Below are 26,550 nucleotides of genomic sequence, written 5' to 3'. Positions count from 1 at the left end.
TGTTGTTTTTTCTACCATAGATGATGTGCTTCATCTATATTGTTCAAAGACTGGGGGGACTGTTGTTGTCTATTAAAGGAAAAAATATTCTGTTATGTGTCACTGGCGGTATTGCCGCTTATAAGGCCTGTGATTTAACGAGTAAGTTAACCAAAGCAGGGGCGGATGTTCATGTGATCATGACCTCGTCGGCAAAGGCATTTGTCTCACCAGTGACATTTCAGGCCTTATCTCGTAATCCTGTACATGACGATGTCTTTACTGAAAAAGTTCCGCATCAAATCGCTCATATCGATTTGGCTGATAAGGCTGATTTAGTCTTAGTTGCTCCAGCAACGGCAAACGTTATTGGTAAACTTGCAAACGGATTAGCGGATGAAATGGTTCTGGCGACCGTTCTTGCGACACAGGCTCCTGTATGGATAGCACCGGCGATGAACGTTAATATGTATCAACATCCCGCTGTCAAACGTAATATGACCATTTTGAATGACATGGGAATGGCTATCATTGAGTCTGGTGAAGGGAATCTTGCGTGTGGTTGGACAGGCAAAGGCCGATTGGCGGAACCGGAAGAGATGGTTGCCCGCATCACGTCTTACTTTGGGACCGAGAACAGCGGGCTTCAAGGTAAAAATGTCTTGATTACAGCTGGATCAACACGAGAGGCGCTTGACCCTGTCCGGTTTTTTTCAAATCGTTCAACCGGGCGCATGGGGTATGCACTCGCCCAGGCTGCTCGCGAAGCAGGGGCGGATGTCACATTGATATCGGGCCCAACCTCACTCGCCGCGCCTGAAGATGTCGACATCGTCCGCGTGACCACAGCGCTAGAAATGTATGATGCGGTCTTGAACCGTTTCGATACCGCTGACGTTGTGATCAAATCGGCCGCTGTTGCTGATTATCGTCCTGATGAAGTATCTGAACATAAGATCAAAAAGCATGATGATGACATGGTTGTTCGAATGGTCAGAAATCCCGATATCGCTGCGGCTTTAGGACAAAAGAAAACAAACCAATTTCTCGTTGGTTTTGCAGCGGAAACACAAGATATTGAGACCGCCGCACGTCAAAAAATGGCTAACAAACAGTTGGATATGGTTGTGGCTAATAATGTTGCGGCCGATGATGCGGGATTCGCAACCGATACAAATCGAGTGATTATTTTTACCCAGGATGGTCAGAAAAGGGCTATGGAGCTTATGTCAAAAACAGATGTTGCGGCCCAAATCATTGGTGACATCAGTAAGCTGTTCACGGGCGATGGGTCGTCATCATGATTGCTCAAGTGCTTGTCGATCTGCCGTTATTTCAAACAGATAAACCGTTCGATTATCAGATTCCTGAGCCATGGGAGTCCCTGATTGAACCGGGTATGCGAGTTACGGTTCCATTCGGCAATCGTAAGCTCATGGGGCTTGTCTATCATGTTCAGGACACCTCGGAAGTTAATCAATTAAAGGCCATTGATACACTCATTGATTATACGCCGGTCTTAAATAAAGAAATGATGCAGCTCGGTGAATGGTTAGCGGGACAGACGCTATGTTATTTATACACTGCTTATCAAACTCTATTGCCAGCGGCGATGAAGGCTAATTATAAAAAAGTGGTCAGCGTTCAAGATCATGAGCGACTGCAAATCTTTCACCCAGAAATCGCTAAAGTTATTAACGGTCGGGAACAAATCGCTGTTGCTGATTTAGAAAAGCAAATGGCCGATGGGCAGCCATCTATTCACTCAGCGATTAAGGACGGGGTATTGTCTGAAGGACTTAAAATTACCGAAAAAGGCAGTGTTAAGAAACAAAAGGTGATCCAACTCACTGTTGATCTACAGCACATTCCAGAGATCATACCCCAGTTAAATCAAAACGCTAAAAAGCAGCAGCTCGTCCTTAAGTTTTTCTATGACAATAACACAGATCACTTATTAACATCGGCATTAATAACACAAACGGGTGTCGGACGTTCTGTGCTTCGTACGTTAATTGATAAAGGATGGCTCACGGAGTTTGAACAAGAAGTGTACCGTGATCCTTACGATGACAAAAGCGTTAAGCCAACGGAGCCATTGTCGCTGACAGCTGAGCAAGCTGACGTGTTTCAGGCGGTTTATAAGGATATCATAGCAAATGAACATCACGTTCACCTATGTCATGGTGTGACCGGCAGCGGTAAAACAGAAATTTATTTACAAATGATTCAAGAAGTGTTACAGCGCGGCAAAACAGCGATTGTGTTAGTTCCGGAAATTTCACTGACGCCGCAGATGGTCGAGCGTTTTAAAAGCCGGTTTGGCTCTGATGTCGCTGTGATGCACAGTGGGTTAAGCAAAGGGGAAAAATACGATGAGTGGCGCAAGATTTATCGCCATGAGGTCAACGTTGTCGTCGGCGCTCGTTCGGCGGTGTTCGCTCCTTTTGACAATCTCGGGGCGATTATTATTGATGAAGAGCATGAGACAAGCTATAAGCAAGAAGAAAATCCGCGTTACCATGCCAAAGATGTCGCGATTGTCCGCGGGCAGTACCACGAATGTCCAGTTGTCCTCGGTAGTGCAACCCCTTCTCTAGAGTCCTATGCTCGAGGACAGAAAGGGAATTACCAGCTATCAACCCTTGCGCGAAGAGTGAATAATCAGACCATGCCTGAGGTTGCTATTGTCGACATGCGTGAGGAATTACGGAACGGCAATCATTCCATGTTTTCGAAGCAACTATTCGATCAGCTGCAAGCCAATCTTGAAAAAGGTGAACAAAGTGTTTTATTTCTCAATCGCCGCGGTTATTCAACTTTTGTCATGTGTCGGGATTGCGGTTATGTTGTTGAGTGTCCACATTGTGATATATCTCTAACCTTTCATCGCAAATACAATCAATTAAAATGTCACTATTGTGGGTATGATCAATCCATGCCGGAAACATGTCCAGAGTGTGATAGTGAATACATCCGCTACTTTGGTTCCGGTACCCAAAAGGTTGAGGAAGCTCTGAATCAATTACTGCCCGAAGCGCGTGTGATCCGGATGGATGTTGACACAACTGGACGAAAAGGGGCGCACGAGAAACTTTTAAACCGATTTGGAAGTGGAGAAGCTGATATACTACTCGGAACCCAAATGATTGCTAAAGGACTAGACTTTCCTAAGGTGACACTCGTAGGGGTTCTTGCAGCTGACGCGATGCTGAATCTGCCGGATTTTCGTGCTTCAGAGAAAACCTATCAATTGTTGACTCAAGTCGGCGGCCGTGCCGGGCGGCATGAACTAAAAGGCCAAGTGGTGATTCAAAGTTATAACCCTGAACACTATGCGATCCAAATGGCCGCGGAGCATGACTTCTTTAGTTTTTATCAGAAAGAGATGGCGGTTCGCAGGCAGCACCAATATTCGCCTTATTATTTTCTATCACTAATCACCGTGACTCACAGCGAATTAACCACGGTTGTTACAATCACTGAGAACATCGCAAAGCATTTGCGCGAAACATTAAGTGCACGATCCATGATTCTTGGTCCGGTGGCGCCGCCGATTGCAAGGATTAAGGATAAGTTTCGTTATCATGTTATGATAAAGTATAAATATGAACCGGGATTACATGAAACGTTAAAAAAACTTTTAAACCATTATCAAGATCAAATCGCAAAAGGCACATTATCTATTGCGATCGATATGAACCCTTATATGCTAATGTAATTGAACTTATGATAGAGAGGTCGTTGTTGATGAATATCATTTTTATGGGAACGCCGGATTTTTCGGTTCCGGTTTTGGAACAACTCATTCGTGATGGTTACCATATCCAAGCCGTTGTTACTCAGCCTGATCGTCCAAAAGGCAGAAAAAAAATTCTAACACCGCCGCCGGTCAAAACAACGGCTGTTAACGAGGGGATCCCTGTTTTACAGCCGGAAAAAGTACGTGATCCGGGGGTGATTCAAAACATTTTGTCCTATGAACCGGATGTCGTGATCACGGCTGCCTATGGTCAAATTTTACCGGAAAGTCTGTTAACCACACCGCCTATGGGATGTATTAATGTTCACGCATCACTCCTTCCTGCTTATCGGGGGGGAGCACCGATCCATCAAGCGATTATTGACGGTAAAGAGGAGACAGGTGTGACGCTTATGTATATGGTCAAAGCCTTGGATGCTGGAGACATGCTGGCGCAAGTTAGCGTGCCGATTGATGAGACCGATACCGTTGGAGATTTGCATGATAAATTAAGTCATGCCGGTGCTCAGTTACTTTCAGATACATTGCCTAAAATAAAGCAAGGTGATGTGACGCCGGTTCCCCAGGATGAAGCTGCAGTCACCTATGCGCCCAATATTAAAAGGGAAGATGAAGTCATAGACTGGCATCGTCCTGGACAAGCAATTTATGATCAGGTTAGAGGCATGAACCCATTTCCTGTGGCCTATACCAAGCTGAACGGTCGCGTGTTAAAAATATGGGTTGCCGAAAAAGTCAGCTGTGAGTCTGCATCAGAACCGGGCACAGTTATTGATATAGAATCCGATGGTTTTGTCGTTCAAACGGGCGATGCTACGGGGATTAAAGTGACCAAGTGTCAACCGTCAGGGAAAAAACGCATGAGTGCAGCCCGGTTTTTAAACGGAACGGATCTTACCAAGGGAACCCGGTTAGGAGAATCATAATGGCCAATGTTCGTCAGATTGCTTTAGAGACATTGTTGAAAGTTGAGCAAGAGGGGGCATACAGTCAATTAACGTTGAACGCTGCGATTGAAAATCATGATCTGAACAGGCAAGATACGGGGCTGTTGACTAACATCGTATATGGCGTGCTGCAGCAAAAACGATTGCTCGAGTTTTATTTAGAACCTTATATCAAACAAAAAAAAATGAAACGCTGGGTTCGTTTACTATTGCTGATGTCAGTTTACCAAAAGGTGTTTCTGGACAAAGTGCCGGAACATGCGATTGTGAATGAAGCTGTTCGTCTTGCCAAGCGAAAAGGTCACCAAAAAACATCCGGTTTTGTCAACGGGGTGTTGCGGGGATTTTTACGTCATCATTTGAATGATACTAATTCAATCCCTTCAGAGCGCGAACGGTTGGCTGTGCAGGTCAGTCATCCTCAGTGGTTGTTTAACCGCTGGTCGTCCATTTATGGCCATGAGCAGACGACCCGGATTTGTGAGGCAAATAATTCAGCACCAGCGACAACCGCCCGGGTCAATTCATTACATACGGATCGACAATCTTTGATAAATCAATTATCTAACGAGGGAGTGACGGCTACGGCAAGTGAATGGCATTCAGATGCGATTATCATAGAGAACGGGACAGCCGTCCAAACCTCAGCTTACAAACAAGGTCATTTTTCAATTCAGGATGAAAGCTCAATGCTCGTTGCTCATGCCTTGGCTCCACAATCGGGGCAACAGGTTTTGGACGCTTGTGCGGGTCCAGGAGGAAAAACGGCACATATTGGCGAATTAATGAACAATCAAGGAGATATCCTTGCTTTAGATGTGCATGAACATAAGACAGCTTTAATTCTTGGACAAGCTAAACGGTTAGGGTTGACGTCCGTTCATACTCAAGTGCTTGATGCCAGTCTTATGAACGAGCACCAACCCGATAAGCAATTCGATCGGATTTTAGTGGATGCGCCTTGTACGGGTTTGGGCGTGATTCGCCGCAAACCTGAAATTAAATGGCAAAAGCAAGAAAAGGATGTCCGAGCAATTGCTGCTATTCAGGCAGACATTTTAGCAGGTGTGGTTGATTGCCTAAAACCAGGCGGGCGTTTAGTGTATAGTACGTGTACCATTGAACCGCAGGAAAATCAGCAAGTGGTTGACAAACTCCTTCAAGATCATAATACCTTGTCACTCGATGAAACATTACTCGAACGAATGCCGGACAAGGTAAGAGAAAATGCTGAATGGCAACATAGCGGAATGATGCAGATTTTACCCCAGGATTTGGATACGGATGGTTTTTTTATCGCTTCGTTAATAAAGGGGTAGGTCAGGTGGTCAGTGGGTTTGTTAAGATCATCAGTCACTGATAAGAGGTGAAAACATGAACAATGTATTTAGAACGGATTGCGGGATGTATCGTGATCATAATGAGGATACAGGGGGGACTTTGACGAATCCCCAGCAAACTTTGGCTGTTGTTGCTGATGGTATGGGCGGACATAAAGCTGGGGATGTTGCCAGTGATATGGCGATGGCGTTTATTAGAGAACAATGGGAACAGCTTGATGCTCCGCTTGAAGTGTCTAGGGCTATGCAATGGATGGAGGAAACTATCAAAGCAGCCAATCGTCACTTATATGATTATGCGAAAACGAACAGCGAGTACGAAGGTATGGGGACGACCTTGGTGGCCGCTTTATGCAGTCATGATTTTGTTGCTGTGGCCAATGTCGGTGACAGTCGGTGCTATTTATTTGACACTCATCAAGGTATTCAACAACAAACGGAAGATCATTCATTGGTCAATGAATTAGTCAAAGCAGGTCAATTAACGAAAGAAGCGGCCGAATACCATCCGAGAAAACACGTTTTAACGCGGGCATTGGGGACCGATGACGATATTGATGTCGATACCTTCACGTTCAAATGGCAGGACGGTGGGCTTGTTCTGTTGTGTTCAGACGGATTATCGAACAAATTAACCGATCATCAGTTAGCACAGGTGCTTCAGACTGAAGGGACACTTGAAGAGCGTGCCGATCGGTTAGTTGAAGAGGCGAACCAAGCCGGTGGTGAAGATAATATTACGTTGGCGATCGTCGAACACCCTAAAGGTGATGCCGAATGATTGGGGAAAAAATTAACGATAGATATAAGGTGATTTCGCGTATCGGTGATGGCGGTATGGCCGTCGTCTATAAAGCTAAGGACCTGATTCTTGACCGTTTAGTTGCTGTGAAGTTACTGAGAAGTGAATATGCTGAAGACGAAGCGTTTATTAAACGCTTTCGCCGGGAAGCGGAGTCGGTGGCGAGTCTGTCCCATGAAAGTATTGTAAGCATCTATGATATTGGTGAAGAAGCTGATCTCTATTATATTGTAATGGAGTATATTGATGGTGACACGCTGAAAGATTATATTAAGCAATATGCGCCGCTCTCTGAACAAGAAGCCATTTCGATTTCAAAACAAATCGCGTCAGCCATTGAGCACGCACATCAGCATGGTATCGTCCATCGAGATATCAAACCGCATAATATCCTGATTGATGAACAGGGACTTGTTAAGGTCACGGACTTTGGCATTGCGTTAGCGATGACGTCAGCGACGATTACTTATACGAATTCAATTATGGGTTCTGCACACTACTTATCTCCTGAGCAAGCTAAAGGGGAAAAGGGAACCATTAAATCGGACATTTATGCATTAGGCATTGTCATGTATGAAATGCTTACGGGTCAATTGCCTTATCCGGGGGATTCACCTGTTAGTGTTGCGTTAAAACATATTAATGAGCAGCCGGCGCTGCCTAAGACCCTTCGACCTGACCTCTCACAAAGCTTGGAAAATGTTATTATCAGGGCTTTAGCGAAAAATCCAGATCACAGGTACGATGACATAGGTGCGCTATATGATGATTTGGAAACGGCGCTTCAGCCTGATCGTGTCACTGAGCCGCGGATTTCATTGCCAAGCGACGATGATGAGGATCAAACGAAAATTATTCCGGTACCTGATCAGTCAACGTCACCGGATGGCATTTATGATAATGTTGAACAAACAAAACCCTATTCCGGAGAACAACAGAGTGATCAGTCGCAGCAGGATGCACCTAAAAAGAAAAAAAAGGGAAAGAAAGCCCTCTGGTGGTCGATAGCCCTTATTGGTATCGCAATCCTTGCTATTTTAGCTTTTTTTCTGGTTCCTAAATTTTTAGCTGTGGACAATGTCCAAGTGCCTGACTTAAAAGGAAAGACTTATTCAGAAGCGGTGGATACACTAAGGGAAAATCATTTGTATAACAAACGGAAGAATGTCACGAATGATGACGTTGAGGCCGGAAAAATTGTCAGCCAAACGCCTCAAGCTGGTCAAACGGTTAAGAAAAATGCAACGGTGAATTTGATCGTCAGTCAAGGACCAGAACAAACCAAAATCAAAGATTATACCGGCTTAACGGAAACCGCCGCGAAGAATATGATTGACAAAGATCAATTTCAAGATGTCGTTTGGAAAGAGACGTCATCTGAAGATGTAGAAGAAGGAAAAATTATCAAACAAACACCGGCATCTGGCGAAGAAGTAGTGGCGTCTGAAGTTACATTGTCATTAACTGTAAGTACAGGGGTTCCAACGGCTAAAGTGCCTGACGTTCAAGGGCTTAGCCAAAGTGATGCCCGAGAGGAATTAGAGAATGCCGGATTTGACGCTGATTTTTCTGAAGGTGAGTATTCTGAGGATGTTCAAAAAGATCATGTGTTAAAGACGGACCCGGCGTCAGGTGAAACAGTCCAAGAAGGCTCACAAGTGACCGTTTATTTATCAAAGGGCCCTGAACAAAAGCCTGTAACGATCCAACGAGAAATAACAGTCAACGTTCAACAGCAACCACAAAATGATAAAAAAGATAAAGATAAAAAAGATAAGGAGAAAGATAAAAAGAACTCGGATAAGAAGACAAACAAGCGTCACGTCCAAATTTATTACAGTGATGTTGACCATAATAACAGTTTATTGACAGATGAAACCATCAAAAAAACCAAAACGTATCAAGTACCGTTAACGATTGAACCTGGTGGCAGCGGACATTATAAAGTGGTCGCGGATGGTGAGGTTATCAGCGATCAAACCATTCAGTACAAGACCGCCAAAAAAGAAGCAGCGGATTAAAACCAGTAATTTTACAAAAAATGTTACATGGTGTGAGCAGCCCGAATACACGTAGACTCCAGCGGGACCGCGGCCAAAGTGAGACCCCGCAGAACGAAGCGGGGTACGTATTAAGGATGGTCAGCTAATGTCGGGATGTTCGACTAAAAGCGCCACATCCTGTGGCAACGTCGAACTGACCCGCGTCCTGCAGGCCTACGTCCTGTGACAACGCGGATCCTACCCACATCAATCCACCCCAAAAAGCCAAAATCGCTTTTCGGGGACCCCGGGTGTGGGCATGAGGCTCACTGGTCGCTCGCGGAAAGCGAAGTGTATTTGGGCTGTGACTAAAAAGCGACAATGCATACGAAAAGAGCCTAAAAATTAAAAGGATGATCATATGCCTGAAGGCCGAATTTTAAAGGCGCTAAGCGGATACTATTATGTTAAAAATGACGAAGGAACTCTGATCCAATGCCGCGGGCGCGGGAAATTCAGAAAACAAAAGATCACGCCATTAGTGGGTGATCGTGTTGAATATACATCTCAGCAGGCGGATCAAGGTTATATTATGGCTATACATGAGCGAGAAAATCAATTAATCAGGCCGCCGATTGCGAACGTTGACGCTGCGATTTTAACATTCTCCACACAACATCCGACATTTGATCGCAAATTGCTTGACCGGTTTTTAGTTCAAATTGAGGCTCATGATATTGAGCCGGTTATATGCATCACCAAATTTGATTTGTTGCCAGATACTGAAAAAGACCGATTTCTAGAAGTTGTCGGGCTATACCGTGACATTGGATATACCGTCCTTATTACGTCGGCGTACCAGGGGGATGGCCTAAACTTATTGAAGGATACTTTAGGCCAACGTCTGGCTGTTTTTGCCGGTCAATCAGGTGTTGGCAAATCAAGTGTGTTGAATGCTTTAGACGCGTCCCTTGAGTTAGAAACAACTGAGATTTCCCGACATTTAGGGCGGGGAAAACATACGACTCGTCACGTTGAACTTCTTGAAATCGGTGGCGCGTTAATCGCGGATACGCCCGGTTTTAGTTCATTAGATTTTCATGGCATTGCGTCTGAAGATTTGTCCATTTATTTTGCTGATATGCGTCCCTTAATACCAGAATGTAAATTCAGAGGGTGTCTGCACGATAGTGAACCCGGGTGCGCTGTAAAGTCGGCGGTTGAATCAGGTGACGTTGATCAAACTCGATACGACCATTACAAAATGTTTTTACAAGAAATTAAGAATGAAAAGAGGCGATACTAACATGAAAGTCATTCCATCTTTGTTAGCTGCTGATTTTGCCCATCTCGCATCTGAGATTCAAGCGATAGAACATGCTGGGGTCGACATGTTGCATATTGATGTCATGGACGGGCATTTTGTTCCAAATATATCCATGGGTCCGATCGTCATTGAAGCGGTTCGTCCGTTGACCAAGAGTCATCTGGATGTGCATCTGATGATTGAACAACCAGAGGACTATATACAATCCTTTGTGGAGGCGGGTGCAGATAGTATTTCCGTGCACCAGGAAGCCTGTCCCCATCTTCATCGAGTGATTCAGCAAATCAAGGCTCAAGGTATCAAAGCTGGTGTTGCTCTGAATCCGGGAACCCCTATTCATACACTTAAGCATGTCCTACATCAGATAGATTTTATATTAATTATGACTGTCAATCCTGGTTTCGGTGGTCAGTCTTTTATAGAAGCGATGACCGATAAAATCGCTGAGGCCCGAGAGGTTATTCAAATGGCTGGTCTGACCATTCCCATTGAGGTGGATGGCGGCATCAAGGCGGATACCATTGGTCGCTGCCGTGACGCTGGGGCTGAATGGTTTGTCGCCGGATCCTCTGTGTTCGGAGCCCCCGACCGAGAACGGGCTGTTCAAACCTTAATGGATACAGGGAAGAGGCATTAATATGCCGAGTTATGCGATTTTAGCTGGTGCGCCGAGTCAGTATCGCCCAAATTTGGATGATGAACGGTTCAGGCAATGCCGGTGGATCGGCGTCGATCGTGGTGCCTATGATCTCTATAAGAAAGGGATTCAGCCCGTTCGCTCATTTGGGGACTTTGATTCAATTACGGACGAAGAACGGCAAAGGATGAACAGTCATTCGTTGCACATGGATATCTTTCCATCTGAGAAGGATGACACGGATTTGGCGATTGCGATTGACTGGGTCATGGAGCAGGATGCGGATGCCTGTTTTGTTATCGGAGCCACTGGTGGACGGTTGGATCATACCTTAATGAACGTACAGCTTCTGTATAAAAGTTTGACTTCAGGTGTTGCCGTTTATTTGGTTGATCAGCAAAATACGGTCACTCTTCTTGCTCCAGGGTATCATGAGATCAAGAGCGTTTCCTCCTATGAATATCATTCCTTTATTGCTTTTTCTAAAAAAGTTAGAGGCATAACTTTGGATGGTTTTAAATATCCATTAAATAAAGCGGAATTATCTTGGGGTTCGTCATTATGTATAAGCAATGAGTTGGTGGGGAAGTCGGGATCATTAGATTTCACCAGTGGTTATTTGCTTCACATTATGAGTCGGGATGCTGATCATTAGATTAATAAAATATCAGCGAAAATGGGTACTATTTTTCACTTACTGAATATAATAGTAACAAGACTTTTTTAATTTCATATATTTATAAGTGAGGAGAAGGCGTGACATACAAGGAGGAGGAGTATGAAGTTTTATACTGTTAAGTTACCAAAATTTCTTGGTGGATTTGTGAGAGCTGTTCTAGGATCATTCCGCAAAGGATAACAAAAAAAGCACCGTATACGGTGCTTTTTTTGTTAATGCCCAATTGTACTTTTAATTAAACGCGCTCGACTTTCCCTGCTTTAAGTGCTTTAGCGGATACGTAAACTTTTTTCGGTTTGCCATCAACCATAATACGTACTTTTTGCAGGTTAGACTTAAATTGTCGTTTGGACTTATTTTCAGCGAAAGAACGGTTTTGTCCGAACTTAGTCGTTTTTCCAGTGACATAGCACTTTTTACCCATGACACAAACCTCCTTGCTTTTCTACATTATGCAAATACGCAATAATATTAACACTAATAATCTTACGATGCAAGAAAGAACTTCATGGTGATGCAGGATCTAGCTTTCAAATTAGGGGCATATATAGTAAAATGTTGATAGATGGTTTAAAAAGATAAGGAGGCTATCCAATGGTGATTGAGTTAGCGACCGATTACGGACAAATTGATGTCGCCCCAGATGTTGTTGCGACGATTGCAGGGGGGGCTGCTATTGATTGTTATGGGATTGTAGGCATGGCATCACAAAGGCAATTGAAGGATGGTCTAACGGAACTTCTAGGACGTGATAATTTTAGTAAAGGTATTGTCGTCCATCAGAATGATGATGAGCTGAACATTGACATGTACATCATAGTCAGTTATGGAACGAAAATTTCCGAAGTAGCCAACAATGTCCAAACCAAGGTGAAATACACATTGGATCAAATGCTAGGCGTGCAAGTGGATGCAATTAATATTTTTATCCAAGGCGTCCATATGACAAACACGTAATCTAGGAGGCACAGTGTAAACGATGGATAGTTTAGATGTTCATGCGTTTCAACAATTTCTTATAAAAGGATCTGAAGCGTTAGACGCTCAGTCTAAGTTTATTAATGGATTAAATGTCTTCCCTGTCCCTGATGGTGATACTGGAACCAATATGAATTTAACGTATCAGTCGGGGATTAAGCAGCTTAGAGAGGGCAATCCTACAACAGTCGATGATGCAGCGAAATTGTTCGCTAAAGGTCTATTGATGGGGGCCAGGGGAAACTCAGGGGTGATTCTGTCTCAATTATTTCGCGGTTTTTCTCGTGCTTTAGAAGGACAATCAAATCTTGATGGCCCATTATTTGTAAAGGCTGTTCAGCAAGGCGTGGAAACAGCTTATAATGCGGTTATGAAGCCAGTGGAAGGAACTGTATTGACTGTGGCTAAGGATGCGGCAAACACCGCGCAGCAAGTAACATCGCGGAAATTACCATTGCGTGTTGTCGTCGAACAAGTGCTTAAGGAAGCACGGGCCTCTTTGCAGCGAACACCTGATCTGCTGCCGGTATTAAAAGAGGGCGGTGTTGTTGATTCTGGCGGTCAAGGACTTGTTGCTATCTATGAAGGATTTCAGGCCTATTTGTCTGGTGAGGCGATCCAAGAGGTTCACCCAGCACAGGCTGTTACGGAAGAATGGGTTCATGATCAAGACCACGATACAACTACAACTGACGCGATTCAATACGGTTTTTGTACCGAATTCATGGTCCGGTTGACAGACAGAAGTCAATTTGATGAACCTTCCCTACGCAAAGAATTGTCACAATACGGTGATTCCTTACTTGTTGTCTCAGATGAGGAGTTGTTAAAGGTACATATTCATACCGAGCACCCTGGTCATTTGCTGAATTTGGGTCAACAATTGGGTGAATTAATTAAAATTAAAATTGACAATATGCGAGAGCAGCATGCTGCATTGGCATCGGAAACGGAGGCCCGTGCCAGCGCCTCTACAGAGCCATTAAGCAAGCAACCCTTATCGATAGTTACGGTTTGTGCCGGCGATGGCGTTGAAAAGCTATTTAAGAGTATCGGGGCGACGGTTGTCATTGAAGGTGGACAAACGATGAATCCGAGTACTGAAGATTTGACAAAAGCCATTCATCAAGCTAATGCTGACATGGTCTATGTTCTCCCAAATAATTCAAACATTGTTATGGCAGCTGAACAGGCAGCTGATGTTGCTGAGACCCATGTTGAAGTTTTGCCGACGAATACGATTCCTCAAGGACTTGCAGCCTTGATGAGTTTCGATGAGCATCGGGATCATAATTCCAATGTACAGTCGATGCAGGAAGCGATTGATCATGTTAAGTCGGGACAAGTGACCTATGCGGTGAGAGATACGAATGTTGATACGCTTACGATTAGAAAAGATGATTTTATCGGATTATCTGAAGGTGAAGTAGTGACAACATCGGTCTCTAGGCAGGATACATTGGTTGACCTATTAGATCGCATGGTTGATGATGAGACGGAGATAATAACGCTCATTTATGGAAACCGTATTGATGAATCTGGTGCTGAGGAAGCCGTAGCCATCCTAGAGGAACGGTTTGAGGATATAGAATTGGAAGCGCATAAAGGCGGCCAACCGGTATATGACTATTTGGTTGCTGTTGAATAAGGGTAAAGGGGGGAGATGAAATGAAATTTCGCAGCGTTTTTGACATCATTGGCCCCGTTATGGTCGGGCCGTCAAGTTCACATACAGCTGGTGCGGCCCGAATTGGGCGCGCCGCGCGCCGTTTATTTGGCCGGCTGCCTGCTAAGGTGACAATTTACCTTTACGGCTCGTTTGCGGAAACTTATAAAGGACACGGAACAGATATTGCGCTTGTCGGTGGTTTACTTGATTTTGACACTTACGATCAGCGGATTGTGAATTCGCTTACAATCGCTGAACGATCTGGTGTAGATCTTGAGTTTATTGAAGAAAAGGCCGTTCCGGATCATCCAAATACTGCCCGTCTTGTCCTTGAAGATGGTGAGGATCAACTCGATATAGTTGGTTGTTCCATCGGTGGCGGTAAAATAGAGATCGTAGAGTTGAACGGATTTGAACTCCGAACATCGGGTAATTACCCAACCACTTTTATTGGACATCGAGATCAATATGGAGCCGTCGCTACCGTTGCGAGTATTTTAGCAAAATATGAAATTAACATTTCACATATGGAAGTATCACGGTCAGATAAAGGCAGACAGGCACTGATGGTAATTGAGACAGATCAAACGATTTCCGATGATGTTATTGATGACATTAAACAACGGCCGAACATGATTAATGTTGCGACGATGGACTAAGGAACATCGGCTAATATCGCAACGTCCTGTTGCAACGCCGATGCTAGCACGTCCTGTGCGTCGAAGGAACATCGGCTAATATCGCAACGTCCTGTTGCAACGCCGATGCTAGCACGTCCTGTGCGTCGAAGGAACATCGGCTAATATCGCAACGTCCTGTGCGTCGAAGGAACATCAGCTAACATCGCAGTGTCATGCCTGAGAACGTCGATTCAAGCATTTGCGTCGAAGATAGGGGGAGTTTTAATGTTTAAAACAGTTGCCGAACTCATCGAAATAGCAGAATCTAGAGATCTAGCTATTTCTGAAGTGATGATTCTAAAAGAAATTGAGGATACAGGAACAAGTCGCGAAGACATTATGGAACAAATGGGCAAAAACCTTGATATTATGGAAGAAGGGGTTGAGAAAGGTATTAGTGCGGAAGGCGCACATTCTCACTCTGGACTAACCGGCGGCGATGCTGTGTTATTACAGGAATATATTGCAAAAGGTAATACCTTATCAGGTGGCACGTTGCTTGATTCGGTAAGCAAGGCCATGGCGACCAATGAAGTGAATGCTGCGATGGGGACGATCTGTGCGACGCCAACAGCCGGTTCAGCTGGCGTTGTGCCCGGAACGTTGTTGGGTCTTGAGCCACAGCTAAAACCGACACGTGAGCAAAAAATCCAATATTTGTTGACCTCCGGCGCTTTTGGCTATGTGATTGCTAACAATTCGTTTATTTCCGGTGCGGCGGGTGGATGCCAGGCTGAAGTTGGCTCGGCGACAGGCATGGCGGCCGCGGCAGCCGTTGAGCTTGCTGGTGGAACGGCACAACAATCAGGCGAGGCGATGGCGATTGCTTTGAAAAATATGCTTGGATTAGTGTGTGATCCAGTTGCTGGTCTTGTTGAAGTGCCTTGTGTCAAAAGGAACGCCATTGGGGCTTCAACGGCTCTTGTAGCAGCTGATATGGCACTTTCCGGGATACAAAGCCGGATCCCTTGTGACGAAGTGATTGAAGCCATGTATCGTGTCGGCCAATCAATGCCGACAGCATTGAAAGAGACGGCCCAGGGTGGTTTGGCGGCGACGGCAACAGGGAAAGCGCTTGAAGCGAAAATTTTCGGCGGCTATAAGAATCAGACCAATGCTTGACGCTATACCTGTGACAGAAATTAAAGGCGTTGGTCAAGAAACCGCCAAGGATTTGGCTGATTTAAATATACATTCAGTCGAAGACTTATTGCTTCATTTTCCCTACCGGTATGATGACAATCAAGTTCGTCCGCTTACTGATGCCAGGCATGAAGAAAAAATCACCGTTGAGGGGAAGGTTCATAGCGAGCCTTCTCTCCGTTATTTTGGCAAAAAAAAGTCCCGATTAAGTTTTCGAGCTTTCATTGATGAATGGCTTATTCAGGTTGTTGCTTTTAACCGTCCCTATTTAAAAAAACAATTGGACGTGGGAGACGTTGTGACACTAACGGGGAAGTGGGATCAATATAAGGCGTCCATAACTGTCAGTGACATTATAAAAGGCCGCCAAAAAAGTGACAGACCATTCGAACCCGTCTATTCAGTCAAGGGCAAATTGTCGGTCAAACAGATGCGAATGTTTATGACCCGGGCTTTTGATAAGTGGGTAGCGACATCGACTGATTTTATTCCTGAATCTATTCGGGAAAGTTACAAATTGCCTGAACGTCGTCAAGCCATGCAGTGGCTGCACTTTCCCGATGATCAACATCATCTCAAACATGCCCGTAGACGTATGGTGTACGAAGAACTTCTGTTATTTCAATTGAAAATGCAGGCGCTCAAAAAGGTTAAGCGTACGGGTGATATGAATCGGAGCATAACGATTCCAGGTGATGATGTTCGTCACTTTATTCGTGATTTATCCTTCGAATTGACTGGGGCACAAAACCGGGTTGTTCAGGAAATTATGCGTGACTTATCGGGGCATTATCATATGAATCGTTTACTTCAAGGCGATGTCGGTTCCGGTAAAACAATTGTAGCTGCCATCGCTTTATATGCTGTTATAAAGGCAGGTTATCAAGGGGCACTAATGGTGCCAACAGAGATATTGGCAGAACAACACGCAGAAAGTTTTGATGAATTATTTGCTGATTACGATATCACCGTGGCGTTATTAACAAGCACCGTAAAAGGCAAACGACGGGCGACTGTTTTGCAGCAATTACAGCAGGGCAATATTGATTTAGTTATTGGTACACATGCTTTAATCCAAGAGGATGTTGACTTTCATAACTTGGGGTTGGTCATTACCGATGAACAACACCGTTTTGGCGTTGGTCAGAGACGTGTTCTAAGGGATAAAGGTGAAAATCCGGATGTCCTTTATATGACAGCTACGCCCATTCCACGAACCTTGGCGATCTCAGCTTTCGGTGATATGGATGTATCGACGATTGATGAAATGCCGGAAGGGCGAAAGAAGGTAAAAACCTACTGGGCTCGACATGAACAAATAGAGCGGGTGCTGTCTTTTGTTGAGGATGAATTAAAACAAGGTAGACAAGCCTATGTGGTTTGTCCACTTATTGAGGAATCAGAACAATTGGATGTACAAAATGCGATTGATGTCCATGCAATGTTACAGCAGCACTTTCACCATCGACAAATCGGACTGATGCACGGCCGGTTAACGAATGAGGAGAAAGAATCAGTCATGGATGCGTTTAAAGATAAACATACTGACATTCTTGTTTCAACAACCGTTGTTGAAGTGGGGGTCAATATTCCGAATGCGACAATGATGGTGATTTATGATGCGCAGCGATTTGGTCTTGCGCAGTTACATCAATTGCGTGGACGTGTCGGGCGGGGCAGTGAGCAATCGTACTGCCTATTGATCGCTGATGCGAAATCAGAGGTTGCACAGGAACGGATGCGGATTATGACAGAAACGACAGACGGATTTGAACTATCCGAATATGATCTGAAATTACGCGGCCCTGGAGATTTTTTTGGACAAAAGCAAAGCGGTCTCCCGGATTTCAAAATTGCCGACATCGTCCATGATCATAAGGCTTTGGAAGTGGCCCGCAAGGATGCGGAGCAGATGATCCATTCCGATTCGTTTTGGCAGGATAAAGCGTATCAAGGGTTGCGGGAATATCTAAATTCGATAGGTGTGTTTGACCACCAACGTTTGGATTAAGTCTTGCATAGTTGTGGCTTAGGTTATATACTACTATTAGTACCTAGTCATAACTGGCGGTGTCATTAATGAAATTGAATAAACAAGAACGCCATCAACAATTAGCTGAAACCATCCAACAAACACCCTTTGTGACGGATGAGGATTTAGCGAAACAATTTGGGGTTAGTATTCAAACGATTCGATTGGATCGAATGGAGTTAAATATCCCCGAATTAAGAAAACGCATTAAAGATGTCGCTGAACAACAATTTGATGAGGTCAAAGCTTTACAAGAGGATGAAGTGATTGGTTCAATCATTGATCTCCAATTGGATCAAAGTGCGATCTCACTGCTGGAAATTCAAACAGAGCATGTATTCTCAAGGACGGGGATTGCGAGGGGGCATCATTTATTCGCTCAAGCCAACTCCTTGGCTGTCGCGGTAATTAATGATGAACTCGCTCTGACGTCTGATGTCAAACTAAAGTTTATCCGCCAAGTGAAATCCGGGGAACGGGTAATAGCGAAAGCGACTGTGACTCAGGTTGGAAAAGGACGTACGGCTGTTGAGGTCAACAGCTTTTCCGGTGAGGAGCATGTTTTTAAAGGAACATTCACGATGTATAGATCAAACTTAGAGGGGAGAGACGTCGAATGAAACTAGCCATTGATGCCATGGGTGGTGACAATGCTCCCCAAGCGATTGTTGAGGGCACTCTAAAGGCTCTTCAATTGAACAAAAATCTTGAGGTCACCCTCGTCGGTGATGAACAGCAAATCAAGCCGCTATTACAACAATCTCAGTCAACAGAACGGTTACATCTTATACATACAAATGAAGTCATTACACCTAATGATGCTCCGGTCAAATCAGTGCGGAAGAAAAAGGACGCGTCGATGGTCTTGGCTGTTAATGAAGTAAAAGAAGGACGCGCTGATGCGGTTATTTCTGCAGGTAATACGGGGGCACTTATGTCAGCAGGGTTGTTTGGTGTCGGACGTGTTAACGGAATCGATCGCCCAGCGCTAGCTCCGACATTACCGGTTATGAAAGGATCTGAAGGTTTTCTGTTTTTGGATGTTGGATCCAATATGGATGCGAGGCCAGAGCACCTTTTGCAATATGCGATTATGGGCAGTATTTATACGCAAAAGGTAGGAGGCAAACAGCAACCAACGGTGGGGCTCCTTAATGTTGGTGAAGAGCAAGGCAAGGGGAACCAATTGTGTAAAGAAGCGTTTGCTCTGCTCGAAAAAGCCCCCATTCATTTTGTTGGGAATGTGGAATCTCGGGACCTATTAAATGGTGCTGCTGACGTTGTTGTCGCCGATGGATTCTCCGGTAATTTAGTACTCAAATCCATTGAAGGGACGGCTCTATCAGTCTTTTCGTTAGTTAAACAGCAACTCACAGGTTCACTATTTTCGAAATTAATTGCTTCCCTTTTATATCCCAAATTAAAAGGAATTAAAAACAAGATGGACTATTCTAATTATGGCGGGGCTTGTCTGTTTGGATTGGCAGCGCCAGTTATTAAAGCCCATGGTTCATCTAATGCTGACGCTGTTTACCGCTCCATTCAGCAAGCGGATTTAATTGTTAGTGAGAACGTGATTGGCACGATTGAGCAAGCGGTGCTTGATACGAAAGAACAATGGCAAGAATAGGAGGACCATTATTATGGGTAAACTCGCTTTTGTTTTTCCTGGACAAGGATCACAATACGTTGGAATGGGTCAGGATATTGTTGAAGCGTATCCTGATGCTAAGGACATTTTTCAGGCTGCTGATGAACGCCTAGGTTTTTCACTTAGTGACATCATTTTTAACGGGCCAGATGATACGCTGACGTTAACTGAAAATACACAACCGGCGCTGCTTACTGTCAGCACTGCTCTTATGCGCATCATGCAGCGCGAAGGACTCACTCCTGATTATGCAGCTGGTCATAGTTTGGGGGAATACAGTGCATTGGTAGCAGCCGGAGCCTTATCATTTGAGGATGCTGTTTTTGCTGTACGCCAGCGTGGGCAGTTTATGGCACAAGCAGTTCCAGCTGGCGAAGGCTCAATGGCGGCTGTCATGGGTTTGAAAGCAGATTCATTAACGGAGCTATGCGAACAAGTCACGTCTTCCGGTGAAAGTGTGCAGCTCGCTAATATTAACAGTACGAGCCAGATTGTTATTTCAGGAACGGCGAAGGGCGTTGAGCAAGCAGGAGAGCTGGCTAAAGAAAAAGGAGCCAAGCGCGTGATTCCGTTGAATGTGAGCGGACCGTTTCATTCTAGTCTGATGAAACCGGCGGCGGATCAATTGTCAACCGTCTTAAATGATATTGATATACAAGAGGCTGAATGTCCCGTCATAGCTAATGTCACGGCTGATGTTGTAACCTCTTCAGATAATATTTATCAGCGTTTAATTGAACAACTTTATTCGCCTGTCCGCTGGGTGGAAAGTGTTGAAACAATGAAAGCCTCAGGTGTTGATACGTATATTGAGATTGGTCCGGGCAAAGTATTGTCAGGATTGATTAAAAAGGTTGATCGACGGGCCGCCATCTATCAAGTAAATGATGTGGCTTCTCTACAGGAAACCCTCAATGCTATTAAGGAAGGTGAGGCCTAATGGATGGACAGGTTGCGCTCGTCACAGGTGCGTCAAGAGGAATCGGTCGCGCGATTGCACTAGAGTTAGCTCAAAATGGCGTCAATGTGGCTGTTAATTATGCAGGAAATGAAGCGAAAGCTAGCGCTGTTGTTAACGAGATTAAAGCCATTGGTGTAAGCGCGGTTCCGTATCAGTGTGATATCTCAGATGCAGAGGCCGCCGGGGCCATGGTCAAACAAGTGGCGAAAGACTTTGGATCACTCGATATCCTCGTGAATAATGCCGGCATCACCAAGGACAACTTACTCATGCGGATGAAGGAAGATGAATGGGATGACGTGATTAATACGAATCTTAAAGGTGTCTTTAATATGACAAAAGCCGTTACGCGTCCGATGATGAAGCAGCGTCAAGGCAAAATTATTAACGTTGCTTCAGTTGTTGGTTTGATCGGTAACCCGGGTCAAGCGAATTACGTTGCGGCTAAATCAGGCGTTATCGGTCTAACAAAGACCACAGCCCGTGAGCTCGCGGCAAGAAATATTAATGTCAATGCGGTTGCACCCGGATTTATTACGACCGAGATGACCGATACCTTAACGGATGATATGAAGGAAAGTATGTTATCGCAAATTCCGTTATCCCGGTTAGGTGATCCTAAGGATGTTGCCAAAGCCGTTCGATTTTTGGCTTCTGAAGACAGTGACTATATGACGGGGCAAGTGCTTAGCATTGACGGCGGTATGGTCATGCAATAACAAATAGCTTTACGTCCAGGTTCAAATCTGGTATTTTATTAGAGCCCTATAACCTTGAGGGGAGGTGAAACGGAATGGCTGAAGAAATTCTACCAAAAATTCAAAAGATCGTTGTCGACCGTCTAGATGTTGAGGAATCTGCAGTGAAACCTGAAGCTTCTTTTAAAGATGACTTGGATGCCGATTCCCTTGATGTTGTTGAATTGGTTATGGAACTTGAAGATGAGTTTGATTTGGAAATCTCCGACGAGGATGCTGAAAAAATTGTGACTGTAGGCGACGTAGTGGACTACATAAACAATAATCAATAGCTGATCCTGGCAATAAAGTCCCGTTTTAACGGGACTTTATTTTAAAAAGAATAAAGGGCAGAAGAGATTGGAGGGTTAATCCCATGGCACCACTGAATCAATTACAACAGGATGAAAAAGATAAAATGGAAAAACTGCACCGGTTTTTACAACAAGCAGATCTTCCATTGGTTAATGATAAGTTATTGAAGCAAGCTTTTACCCATTCGTCATATGTGAATGAACACCGTAAACAGAGTAACGATGATTATGAGCGCCTAGAGTTTCTGGGTGATGCTGTCTTGGAACTATTGGTGTCCAACTATCTATATCAAGCGTATCCTTCGATGAGCGAAGGGGATTTGACAAAGCTCAGAGCCGCAATTGTTTGTGAACCGTCCTTAGTTGAATTCGCGAGACAATTTTCATTTGGTGACATGATTTTTCTCGGAAAAGGTGAGGAACGGACAGGCGGACGGAAGCGCCCCGCCCTATTGGCTGATGTGTTCGAGGCTTTTGTCGGTGCCTTATATCTTGACAAAGGATTGGAACCCGTCAACCGTTTTCTGGAGACGGTTGTGTATCCTCCGATTCGTAAGGGTGCTTTTTCATATGTGATGGATTTTAAAAGTCAATTACAAGAAGCGGTGCAGCGCAGGAATTTAGGTGAATTAAAATATACGGTTGCCGGGGAAGAAGGACCGGCCCATAGCCGGACATTTATCTCAAATGTATTGTTAAACGGTGAGACCCTGGGCAGTGGACAAGGCAAGTCAAAGAAAGAATCGGAGCAGCATGCCGCCCAAGTTGCTTTGCAAACCATCGAATGAACTATTTAGAGCACCGTCCATAGAACGGTGCTCTTTGTCTGTATTATTAGTTGTTATTCCTCAGCGAGCGTAATTCATCCATAATCCCTTGCATTTCATTAACACTAATCTGATCTTTCTTACTAATCATTTGATACAAATCAAATAAGTCATCATATTGGCTCGTTGAGTAGGCCTCTGGTTGAATAAGTTCCGGATTAACTAGCTGTAGTTTTTTCTTAATCTCAGACAGCATATACTCAATATTTTCATTGTTTTTGATGGTTAAATCCATGGTTCGCCTCCATACAAACGTTTATTGCCCATTTTATCAAATGGTGTACATAATACAACCGCTTCTCCCTTATTTAACAATCTTTTTTCCAAAGGCTGTTTGATCAAAGATTGTTGTTATGCACAAAATCTATAAACTGGTCGTATTTTGATTCAACCACGAGGCTAAAAGGCAACAAAATTTACGAAAACAGCCTTATCAAAAAAATCACACCTGTGTTCGGCCAAGCTATGATACAATAAAAACGGTTTTTTATTTAAGAGATATTTGAAAGTTCTAGGAGAGGATATGAGACATGTTCCTCAAACAACTGGAAGTTGTTGGATTTAAATCCTTCGCTAATAAAATAAATGTTGAGTTCGTTCCCGGTGTCACCTCGGTGGTAGGACCTAATGGAAGCGGGAAGAGCAACATTGCCGATGCGGTTCGGTGGGTGCTAGGTGAGCAATCTGCTAAATCGTTACGCGGAGCAAAGATGGAAGATATTATTTTTGCCGGGAGTGACGCGAAGCAGCCTTTAAATATGGCTGAAGTCACCCTCATTTTAGATAATTCGGATCAATACCTGGCTTATGACTTTAATGAGGTCAGTGTCACGCGCCGAGTGTTCCGTTCAGGAGATAGCGAGTATTTACTGAATAATCAAAAATGTCGCTTGAAGGATATTGTTGATTTATTTATGGATTCAGGTCTTGGACGCGAAGCTTATTCGATTATTGGTCAAGGTAAAATTGATGAAATTTTAAATAGTAAGCCTGAAGATAAACGAAAAATCTTTGAAGAAGCAGCAGGCGTTTTAAAATATAAACACCGAAAGCAAGACGCTGAAAAAAAATTAAATGAATCTCAAGATAATCTTGACCGCATTGAAGATATTATCTTTGAATTGGAGAATCAAGTGGGGCCGCTGGAAGAACAAGCCTCAGTCGCTAAGGATTATTTACATAAAAAGGAGTCGTTAGAAAAGACAGAGGTTGCATTATACGCTTATGATATTGAAATCAAACATAAGGAATGGCAGGAACGCGCCGATAAGATTGAACAACTCAAGACCAAAGAATCTGAGCAGACGTCAGCCATTCAAGAACGGCAAGCAAATAATGACGAAAAACGGACCACTGTTCAAGCCTTAGATGAATCGATTGGAGACTTACAAGAATCTTTATTGTTAGCAAGTCAAATGGTGGAAAAGTATGAAGGGCAAAAAAATGTCCTTGAAGAACGAGCGAAGCATGCTCAAGAAAATGCTCATGAGCTTGATGATCGAATTAAGAAGCTCACCGATCAGCAGAAAACATGCCAGCTCGATGTCGAGCAAGAAGCAGCCAATTACAAGCAACAAAAGCAGACGCTTGATGATCTCAATGACCAGCTCCAACAACGCCAGGATCAGTTGGACCATTTCAAGGAATCAATTGAAAATGAAATCGAGCAACTCAAGGCGGATTATATTGAATTATTGAATGATCAGGCTTCAAGCCGAAATGAAATCCGGTATTTGAACGAGCAGAAGCAGCAAATGACAGAACGAGCTAAGCGCCTTGGTGATGAAGATCAAGGTGTCAGCCACCAACATGAGCAGTTGGACCAACAAAGACGGGGTCTCAATGACCAGTTACAGTCCATAACGGATCAAGAACAAACGGAATCTGAAGCGTACCGTTCCAATCAAGCAAAATTAGATGAAGCAAAGCGACAATATCAAAAACGGAAAGATGCTTTGACGAATATTGATCAATACCTACGTCAAGCACAGTCTAAAAAAGACATGCTTGAAGATATGAATGATGATTATTCTGGTTATTTTCATGGCGTCAAAAAAGTGCTGCAATCGCATCAACAATTAAATGGGATTCACGGTGCTGTTGCTGAACTTGTGCGGGTGGATAAGACTCATGAAAAGGCGATTGAGACGGCGCTTGGTGGTGCGGCCCAGAACATTATTGTTGATCAAGAAAATGATGCTCGTGAAGCCATCCGATTTTTGAAACATAATGGGGCGGGGCGTGCTACATTTTTACCGTTATCAGTCATCAAACCTCGGTTCGTTGCCCGTCATGATCTCAATAAAATGAGTCAACATTCCGTATTTGTTGGCACGGCAGATCAACTCGTCAATTGTAAGGAGGAACATCAGCATGTGATCCGTCATTTGCTCGGAAATGTCATCATCGCCGAACATTTGAAGGGGGCTAATGCACTGGCTAAAGTCATCCAGCACAAGCACCGGATTGTCACGCTAGAAGGTGACATCGTTAACCCCGGTGGTTCAATGTCCGGTGGCAGTCAAAAGAATAACAAAGTTAGTCTCATTGGTCGGCAAAGAGATATTGAGAAACTAACGGAACAAATTGAAGAAATGGAACAGCAAAAACAAACATTGAGTGACCAAGTCACAAAATTGAACGATCAAATCAAACAGCTACAGCCTGTTGTTCAAGAGAAACACCAAGTCCTCTCGAAGCTTGGGGAACAAAAGCAATCGCTTGTTGATCAATTGCGTGATGTGGACTATGAAATCAAATCAATGACAGATAAAGGCGACCTCATCAAACGGGAACGGGAAACATTCACAAGTGAGATCCAAGCCATTGATAACAAATTGAAACAACTCCACGACAAGCAAACGACGCTGAAAGACCAAGATCACCAATTAAATCGGCGGATCGAAGAGCTTGAAGAACAGAAGAAAAACGAGGAAGCTACCAAGGAGCGTCTACAAAATGAATGGCATGACCTTAAGGTTAAAAAAGCAAGACAACAAGAGGTTGTGACCAACTTAAAAGATCGTCTTGATGAACGGCAAGCGGATCTACAATCGATCACACAGCAATTAGATACAGCCAACCAAGCGATTCAAGAAGTGGGCAGTCATTTGGATCATCAGCAATATGATCAGCAGACATTGGATGAGAACATCCAGCAATGTCGCCAGGATAAAGAAGCGATTACCCATTGGATTGAGGAGCGCCGCGAGAAACGCCAGCAAATCTATCAACAATTAGAAGCCGCTGAGCAGGAATTGAAAGAGGAGCAACGTCTATTAAAAGAAACAACGGAAACACTAAAGAGGGAAGAATTAGCCCATGAACGCGTCGATGTCGCCTTGGATAATTTACTGAACGGACTTAGGGAAAATTATGAGTTAAGTTTTGAAGCGGCTAAAGAACGCTATACACTCCCGGATGATATTGAAGCGGCCCGGCAGGAAGTGAAATTATTAAAACGATCCATCGATGAACTGGGAACGGTTAATCTTGCTTCCATTGATGAATATGAGCGTGTATCCGAACGGCTGACGTTTTTACAAGAACAAAAGAATGATTTAATTGAAGCCAAGCAAACACTGTTGGATGTCATTTCCGAAATGGACGAGGAAGTTCGAAGCCGGTTTGAATATACATTTTATAGCGTACAAGATCAGTTTAAAGTGATCTTTCAGCAACTATTCGGAGGCGGTCGCGCTGATTTAGCCCTTACCGATGAACATGATTTGCTTAATAGCGGTGTTGATATCCTTGCACAACCGCCAGGGAAAAAGCTTCAGCATCTATCATTATTATCAGGCGGCGAACGGGCACTCACCGCAATTGCCCTATTATTTTCGATCCTAAGAGTTCGTCCAGTTCCTTTCTGTGTCCTTGATGAGGTGGAAGCGGCTTTGGATGAAGCCAATGTTGATCGGTACGCTGAGTTTTTAAAAACATTTAGTCAAGGCACGCAATTTATCGTCATTACACACAGAAAAGGAACTATGGAACAATCCGATGTCCTTTATGGTGTCACCATGCAGGAATCCGGTGTATCCAAACTTGTATCGGTTCGATTGGAAGAAACAAAAGAACTTATCGAAGCAACATAAGGAGG

24 protein-coding genes are annotated in these 26,550 nt (G+C 44.0%); 22 read left to right on the top strand and 2 right to left on the bottom strand.

Annotated elements, in window-relative coordinates:
- The first annotated feature begins 65 nt into the window (after positions 1–65).
- From coaBC to spoVM, 10 genes are all read left to right on the top strand, one after another.
- Complete coding sequence (gene coaBC / locus B9Y89_RS15100) at positions 66–1,283, top strand: bifunctional phosphopantothenoylcysteine decarboxylase/phosphopantothenate--cysteine ligase CoaBC (protein WP_254901263.1); 1,218 nt, start codon at positions 66–68, stop codon at positions 1,281–1,283.
- Positions 1,277–3,700, top strand: coding sequence for a primosomal protein N' (gene priA / locus B9Y89_RS15095; protein WP_085524026.1), 2,424 nt, complete (start codon positions 1,277–1,279; stop codon positions 3,698–3,700). Before coaBC ends, priA begins: the two co-directional genes overlap by 7 nt.
- Positions 3,701–3,726: 26 nt before the next feature.
- Entirely contained in the window at positions 3,727–4,668 is a 942-nt protein-coding gene (gene fmt / locus B9Y89_RS15090; protein ID WP_085524025.1) for a methionyl-tRNA formyltransferase, read from the top strand.
- Positions 4,668–6,008 carry a 16S rRNA (cytosine(967)-C(5))-methyltransferase RsmB gene (rsmB, locus tag B9Y89_RS15085; RefSeq protein ID WP_085524024.1) on the top strand — a complete coding sequence of 447 codons (1,341 nt, stop codon included), beginning with the start codon at positions 4,668–4,670 and terminating at the stop codon, positions 6,006–6,008. The genes fmt and rsmB overlap by 1 nt, the downstream gene beginning before the upstream one ends.
- A gap of 55 nt (positions 6,009–6,063) precedes the next feature.
- Positions 6,064–6,810 carry a Stp1/IreP family PP2C-type Ser/Thr phosphatase gene (locus B9Y89_RS15080; protein WP_085524023.1) on the top strand — a complete coding sequence of 249 codons (747 nt, stop codon included), beginning with the start codon at positions 6,064–6,066 and terminating at the stop codon, positions 6,808–6,810.
- Complete coding sequence (gene pknB, locus B9Y89_RS15075) at positions 6,807–8,852, top strand: Stk1 family PASTA domain-containing Ser/Thr kinase (protein ID WP_085524022.1); 2,046 nt, start codon at positions 6,807–6,809, stop codon at positions 8,850–8,852. The genes B9Y89_RS15080 and pknB overlap by 4 nt, the downstream gene beginning before the upstream one ends.
- Positions 8,853–9,234: 382 nt before the next feature.
- Positions 9,235–10,119, top strand: a complete 885-nt coding sequence (gene rsgA, locus B9Y89_RS15070; protein ID WP_085524021.1) for a ribosome small subunit-dependent GTPase A — start codon at positions 9,235–9,237, stop codon at positions 10,117–10,119.
- A 1-nt stretch (position 10,120) separates the two neighbouring features.
- Positions 10,121–10,777, top strand: a complete 657-nt coding sequence (rpe, locus tag B9Y89_RS15065; protein ID WP_085524020.1) for a ribulose-phosphate 3-epimerase — start codon at positions 10,121–10,123, stop codon at positions 10,775–10,777.
- 1 nt (position 10,778) lies between these two features.
- Positions 10,779–11,432, top strand: coding sequence for a thiamine diphosphokinase (locus tag B9Y89_RS15060; protein WP_085524019.1), 654 nt, complete (start codon positions 10,779–10,781; stop codon positions 11,430–11,432).
- A 123-nt stretch (positions 11,433–11,555) separates the two neighbouring features.
- Complete coding sequence (spoVM, locus tag B9Y89_RS15055) at positions 11,556–11,636, top strand: stage V sporulation protein SpoVM (protein ID WP_085524018.1); 81 nt, start codon at positions 11,556–11,558, stop codon at positions 11,634–11,636.
- Between the two features lie 55 nt (positions 11,637–11,691).
- On the opposite strand, the gene rpmB is transcribed toward spoVM, so the two are convergent.
- Positions 11,692–11,880 carry a 50S ribosomal protein L28 gene (gene rpmB, locus B9Y89_RS15050; protein WP_085524017.1) on the bottom strand — a complete coding sequence of 63 codons (189 nt, stop codon included), beginning with the start codon at positions 11,878–11,880 and terminating at the stop codon, positions 11,692–11,694.
- Positions 11,881–12,050: 170 nt separating this feature from the next.
- On the opposite strand from rpmB, the gene B9Y89_RS15045 reads away from it, so the two are divergent.
- The 11 genes from B9Y89_RS15045 (at position 12,051) to rnc (ending at position 22,409) form a co-directional block, all read left to right on the top strand.
- Complete coding sequence (locus B9Y89_RS15045; protein ID WP_085524016.1) at positions 12,051–12,413, top strand: Asp23/Gls24 family envelope stress response protein; 363 nt, start codon at positions 12,051–12,053, stop codon at positions 12,411–12,413.
- Positions 12,414–12,435: 22 nt separating this feature from the next.
- Positions 12,436–14,082 carry a DAK2 domain-containing protein gene (locus B9Y89_RS15040; protein WP_085524015.1) on the top strand — a complete coding sequence of 549 codons (1,647 nt, stop codon included), beginning with the start codon at positions 12,436–12,438 and terminating at the stop codon, positions 14,080–14,082.
- A 20-nt stretch (positions 14,083–14,102) separates the two neighbouring features.
- Complete coding sequence (sdaAB, locus tag B9Y89_RS15035) at positions 14,103–14,762, top strand: L-serine ammonia-lyase, iron-sulfur-dependent subunit beta (RefSeq protein WP_085524014.1); 660 nt, start codon at positions 14,103–14,105, stop codon at positions 14,760–14,762.
- Between the two features lie 246 nt (positions 14,763–15,008).
- Positions 15,009–15,905 carry an L-serine ammonia-lyase, iron-sulfur-dependent, subunit alpha gene (gene sdaAA / locus B9Y89_RS15030; RefSeq protein ID WP_085524013.1) on the top strand — a complete coding sequence of 299 codons (897 nt, stop codon included), beginning with the start codon at positions 15,009–15,011 and terminating at the stop codon, positions 15,903–15,905.
- Entirely contained in the window at positions 15,898–17,937 is a 2,040-nt protein-coding gene (gene recG / locus B9Y89_RS15025) for an ATP-dependent DNA helicase RecG (protein WP_085524012.1), read from the top strand. The genes sdaAA and recG overlap by 8 nt, the downstream gene beginning before the upstream one ends.
- A gap of 68 nt (positions 17,938–18,005) precedes the next feature.
- On the top strand, positions 18,006–18,578 hold the full coding sequence (gene fapR, locus B9Y89_RS15020) for a transcription factor FapR (RefSeq protein WP_085524011.1): 573 nt from the start codon (positions 18,006–18,008) through the stop codon (positions 18,576–18,578).
- Entirely contained in the window at positions 18,575–19,588 is a 1,014-nt protein-coding gene (plsX, locus tag B9Y89_RS15015) for a phosphate acyltransferase PlsX (protein WP_085524010.1), read from the top strand. Before fapR ends, plsX begins: the two co-directional genes overlap by 4 nt.
- Before the next feature lie 13 nt (positions 19,589–19,601).
- Entirely contained in the window at positions 19,602–20,549 is a 948-nt protein-coding gene (gene fabD, locus B9Y89_RS15010; RefSeq protein WP_085524009.1) for an ACP S-malonyltransferase, read from the top strand.
- Entirely contained in the window at positions 20,549–21,289 is a 741-nt protein-coding gene (gene fabG, locus B9Y89_RS15005; protein WP_085524008.1) for a 3-oxoacyl-[acyl-carrier-protein] reductase, read from the top strand. Before fabD ends, fabG begins: the two co-directional genes overlap by 1 nt.
- Before the next feature lie 74 nt (positions 21,290–21,363).
- On the top strand, positions 21,364–21,600 hold the full coding sequence (gene acpP, locus B9Y89_RS15000; RefSeq protein ID WP_085524007.1) for an acyl carrier protein: 237 nt from the start codon (positions 21,364–21,366) through the stop codon (positions 21,598–21,600).
- Positions 21,601–21,683: 83 nt separating this feature from the next.
- Positions 21,684–22,409 (top strand): ribonuclease III, encoded by a 726-nt coding sequence (gene rnc / locus B9Y89_RS14995; protein ID WP_085524006.1) that lies wholly within the window; start codon positions 21,684–21,686, stop codon positions 22,407–22,409.
- A 46-nt stretch (positions 22,410–22,455) separates the two neighbouring features.
- On the opposite strand, the gene B9Y89_RS14990 is transcribed toward rnc, so the two are convergent.
- Positions 22,456–22,683 carry a DUF1128 domain-containing protein gene (locus B9Y89_RS14990; RefSeq protein WP_085524005.1) on the bottom strand — a complete coding sequence of 76 codons (228 nt, stop codon included), beginning with the start codon at positions 22,681–22,683 and terminating at the stop codon, positions 22,456–22,458.
- Positions 22,684–22,978: 295 nt separating this feature from the next.
- On the opposite strand from B9Y89_RS14990, the gene smc reads away from it, so the two are divergent.
- A complete protein-coding gene (smc, locus tag B9Y89_RS14985) occupies positions 22,979–26,545 on the top strand; it encodes a chromosome segregation protein SMC (RefSeq protein WP_085524004.1) in 3,567 nt (1,188 codons plus the stop codon).
- The last annotated feature ends 5 nt before the right edge of the window (positions 26,546–26,550 follow it).

The organism is Tuberibacillus sp. Marseille-P3662 (assembly GCF_900178005.1).
In the GTDB taxonomy this organism is placed as follows: domain Bacteria; phylum Bacillota; class Bacilli; order Bacillales; family Sporolactobacillaceae; genus Marseille-P3662.
The sequence above is the reverse complement of the archived record's forward strand: the minus strand, read 5'-3'. Positions and strand labels throughout refer to the sequence as shown.

Bases quoted from the DNA above. Each gene is read 5' to 3' on its own strand.
- rsmB (WP_085524024.1), top strand. From the start codon at position 4,668: ATGGCCAATGTTCGTCAGATTGCTTTAGAGACATTGTTGAAAGTTGAG.
- B9Y89_RS15080 (WP_085524023.1), top strand. From the start codon at position 6,064: ATGAACAATGTATTTAGAACGGATTGCGGGATGTATCGTGATCATAAT.
- pknB (WP_085524022.1), top strand. From the start codon at position 6,807: ATGATTGGGGAAAAAATTAACGATAGATATAAGGTGATTTCGCGTATC.
- rsgA (WP_085524021.1), top strand. From the start codon at position 9,235: ATGCCTGAAGGCCGAATTTTAAAGGCGCTAAGCGGATACTATTATGTT.
- rpe (WP_085524020.1), top strand. From the start codon at position 10,121: ATGAAAGTCATTCCATCTTTGTTAGCTGCTGATTTTGCCCATCTCGCA.
- B9Y89_RS15060 (WP_085524019.1), top strand. From the start codon at position 10,779: ATGCCGAGTTATGCGATTTTAGCTGGTGCGCCGAGTCAGTATCGCCCA.
- spoVM (WP_085524018.1), top strand. From the start codon at position 11,556: ATGAAGTTTTATACTGTTAAGTTACCAAAATTTCTTGGTGGATTTGTG.
- rpmB (WP_085524017.1), bottom strand. From the start codon at position 11,880: ATGGGTAAAAAGTGCTATGTCACTGGAAAAACGACTAAGTTCGGACAA.
- B9Y89_RS15045 (WP_085524016.1), top strand. From the start codon at position 12,051: ATGGTGATTGAGTTAGCGACCGATTACGGACAAATTGATGTCGCCCCA.
- B9Y89_RS15040 (WP_085524015.1), top strand. From the start codon at position 12,436: ATGGATAGTTTAGATGTTCATGCGTTTCAACAATTTCTTATAAAAGGA.
- sdaAB (WP_085524014.1), top strand. From the start codon at position 14,103: ATGAAATTTCGCAGCGTTTTTGACATCATTGGCCCCGTTATGGTCGGG.
- sdaAA (WP_085524013.1), top strand. From the start codon at position 15,009: ATGTTTAAAACAGTTGCCGAACTCATCGAAATAGCAGAATCTAGAGAT.
- recG (WP_085524012.1), top strand. From the start codon at position 15,898: ATGCTTGACGCTATACCTGTGACAGAAATTAAAGGCGTTGGTCAAGAA.
- fapR (WP_085524011.1), top strand. From the start codon at position 18,006: ATGAAATTGAATAAACAAGAACGCCATCAACAATTAGCTGAAACCATC.
- plsX (WP_085524010.1), top strand. From the start codon at position 18,575: ATGAAACTAGCCATTGATGCCATGGGTGGTGACAATGCTCCCCAAGCG.
- fabD (WP_085524009.1), top strand. From the start codon at position 19,602: ATGGGTAAACTCGCTTTTGTTTTTCCTGGACAAGGATCACAATACGTT.
- fabG (WP_085524008.1), top strand. From the start codon at position 20,549: ATGGATGGACAGGTTGCGCTCGTCACAGGTGCGTCAAGAGGAATCGGT.
- acpP (WP_085524007.1), top strand. From the start codon at position 21,364: ATGGCTGAAGAAATTCTACCAAAAATTCAAAAGATCGTTGTCGACCGT.
- rnc (WP_085524006.1), top strand. From the start codon at position 21,684: ATGGCACCACTGAATCAATTACAACAGGATGAAAAAGATAAAATGGAA.
- B9Y89_RS14990 (WP_085524005.1), bottom strand. From the start codon at position 22,683: ATGGATTTAACCATCAAAAACAATGAAAATATTGAGTATATGCTGTCT.
- smc (WP_085524004.1), top strand. From the start codon at position 22,979: ATGTTCCTCAAACAACTGGAAGTTGTTGGATTTAAATCCTTCGCTAAT.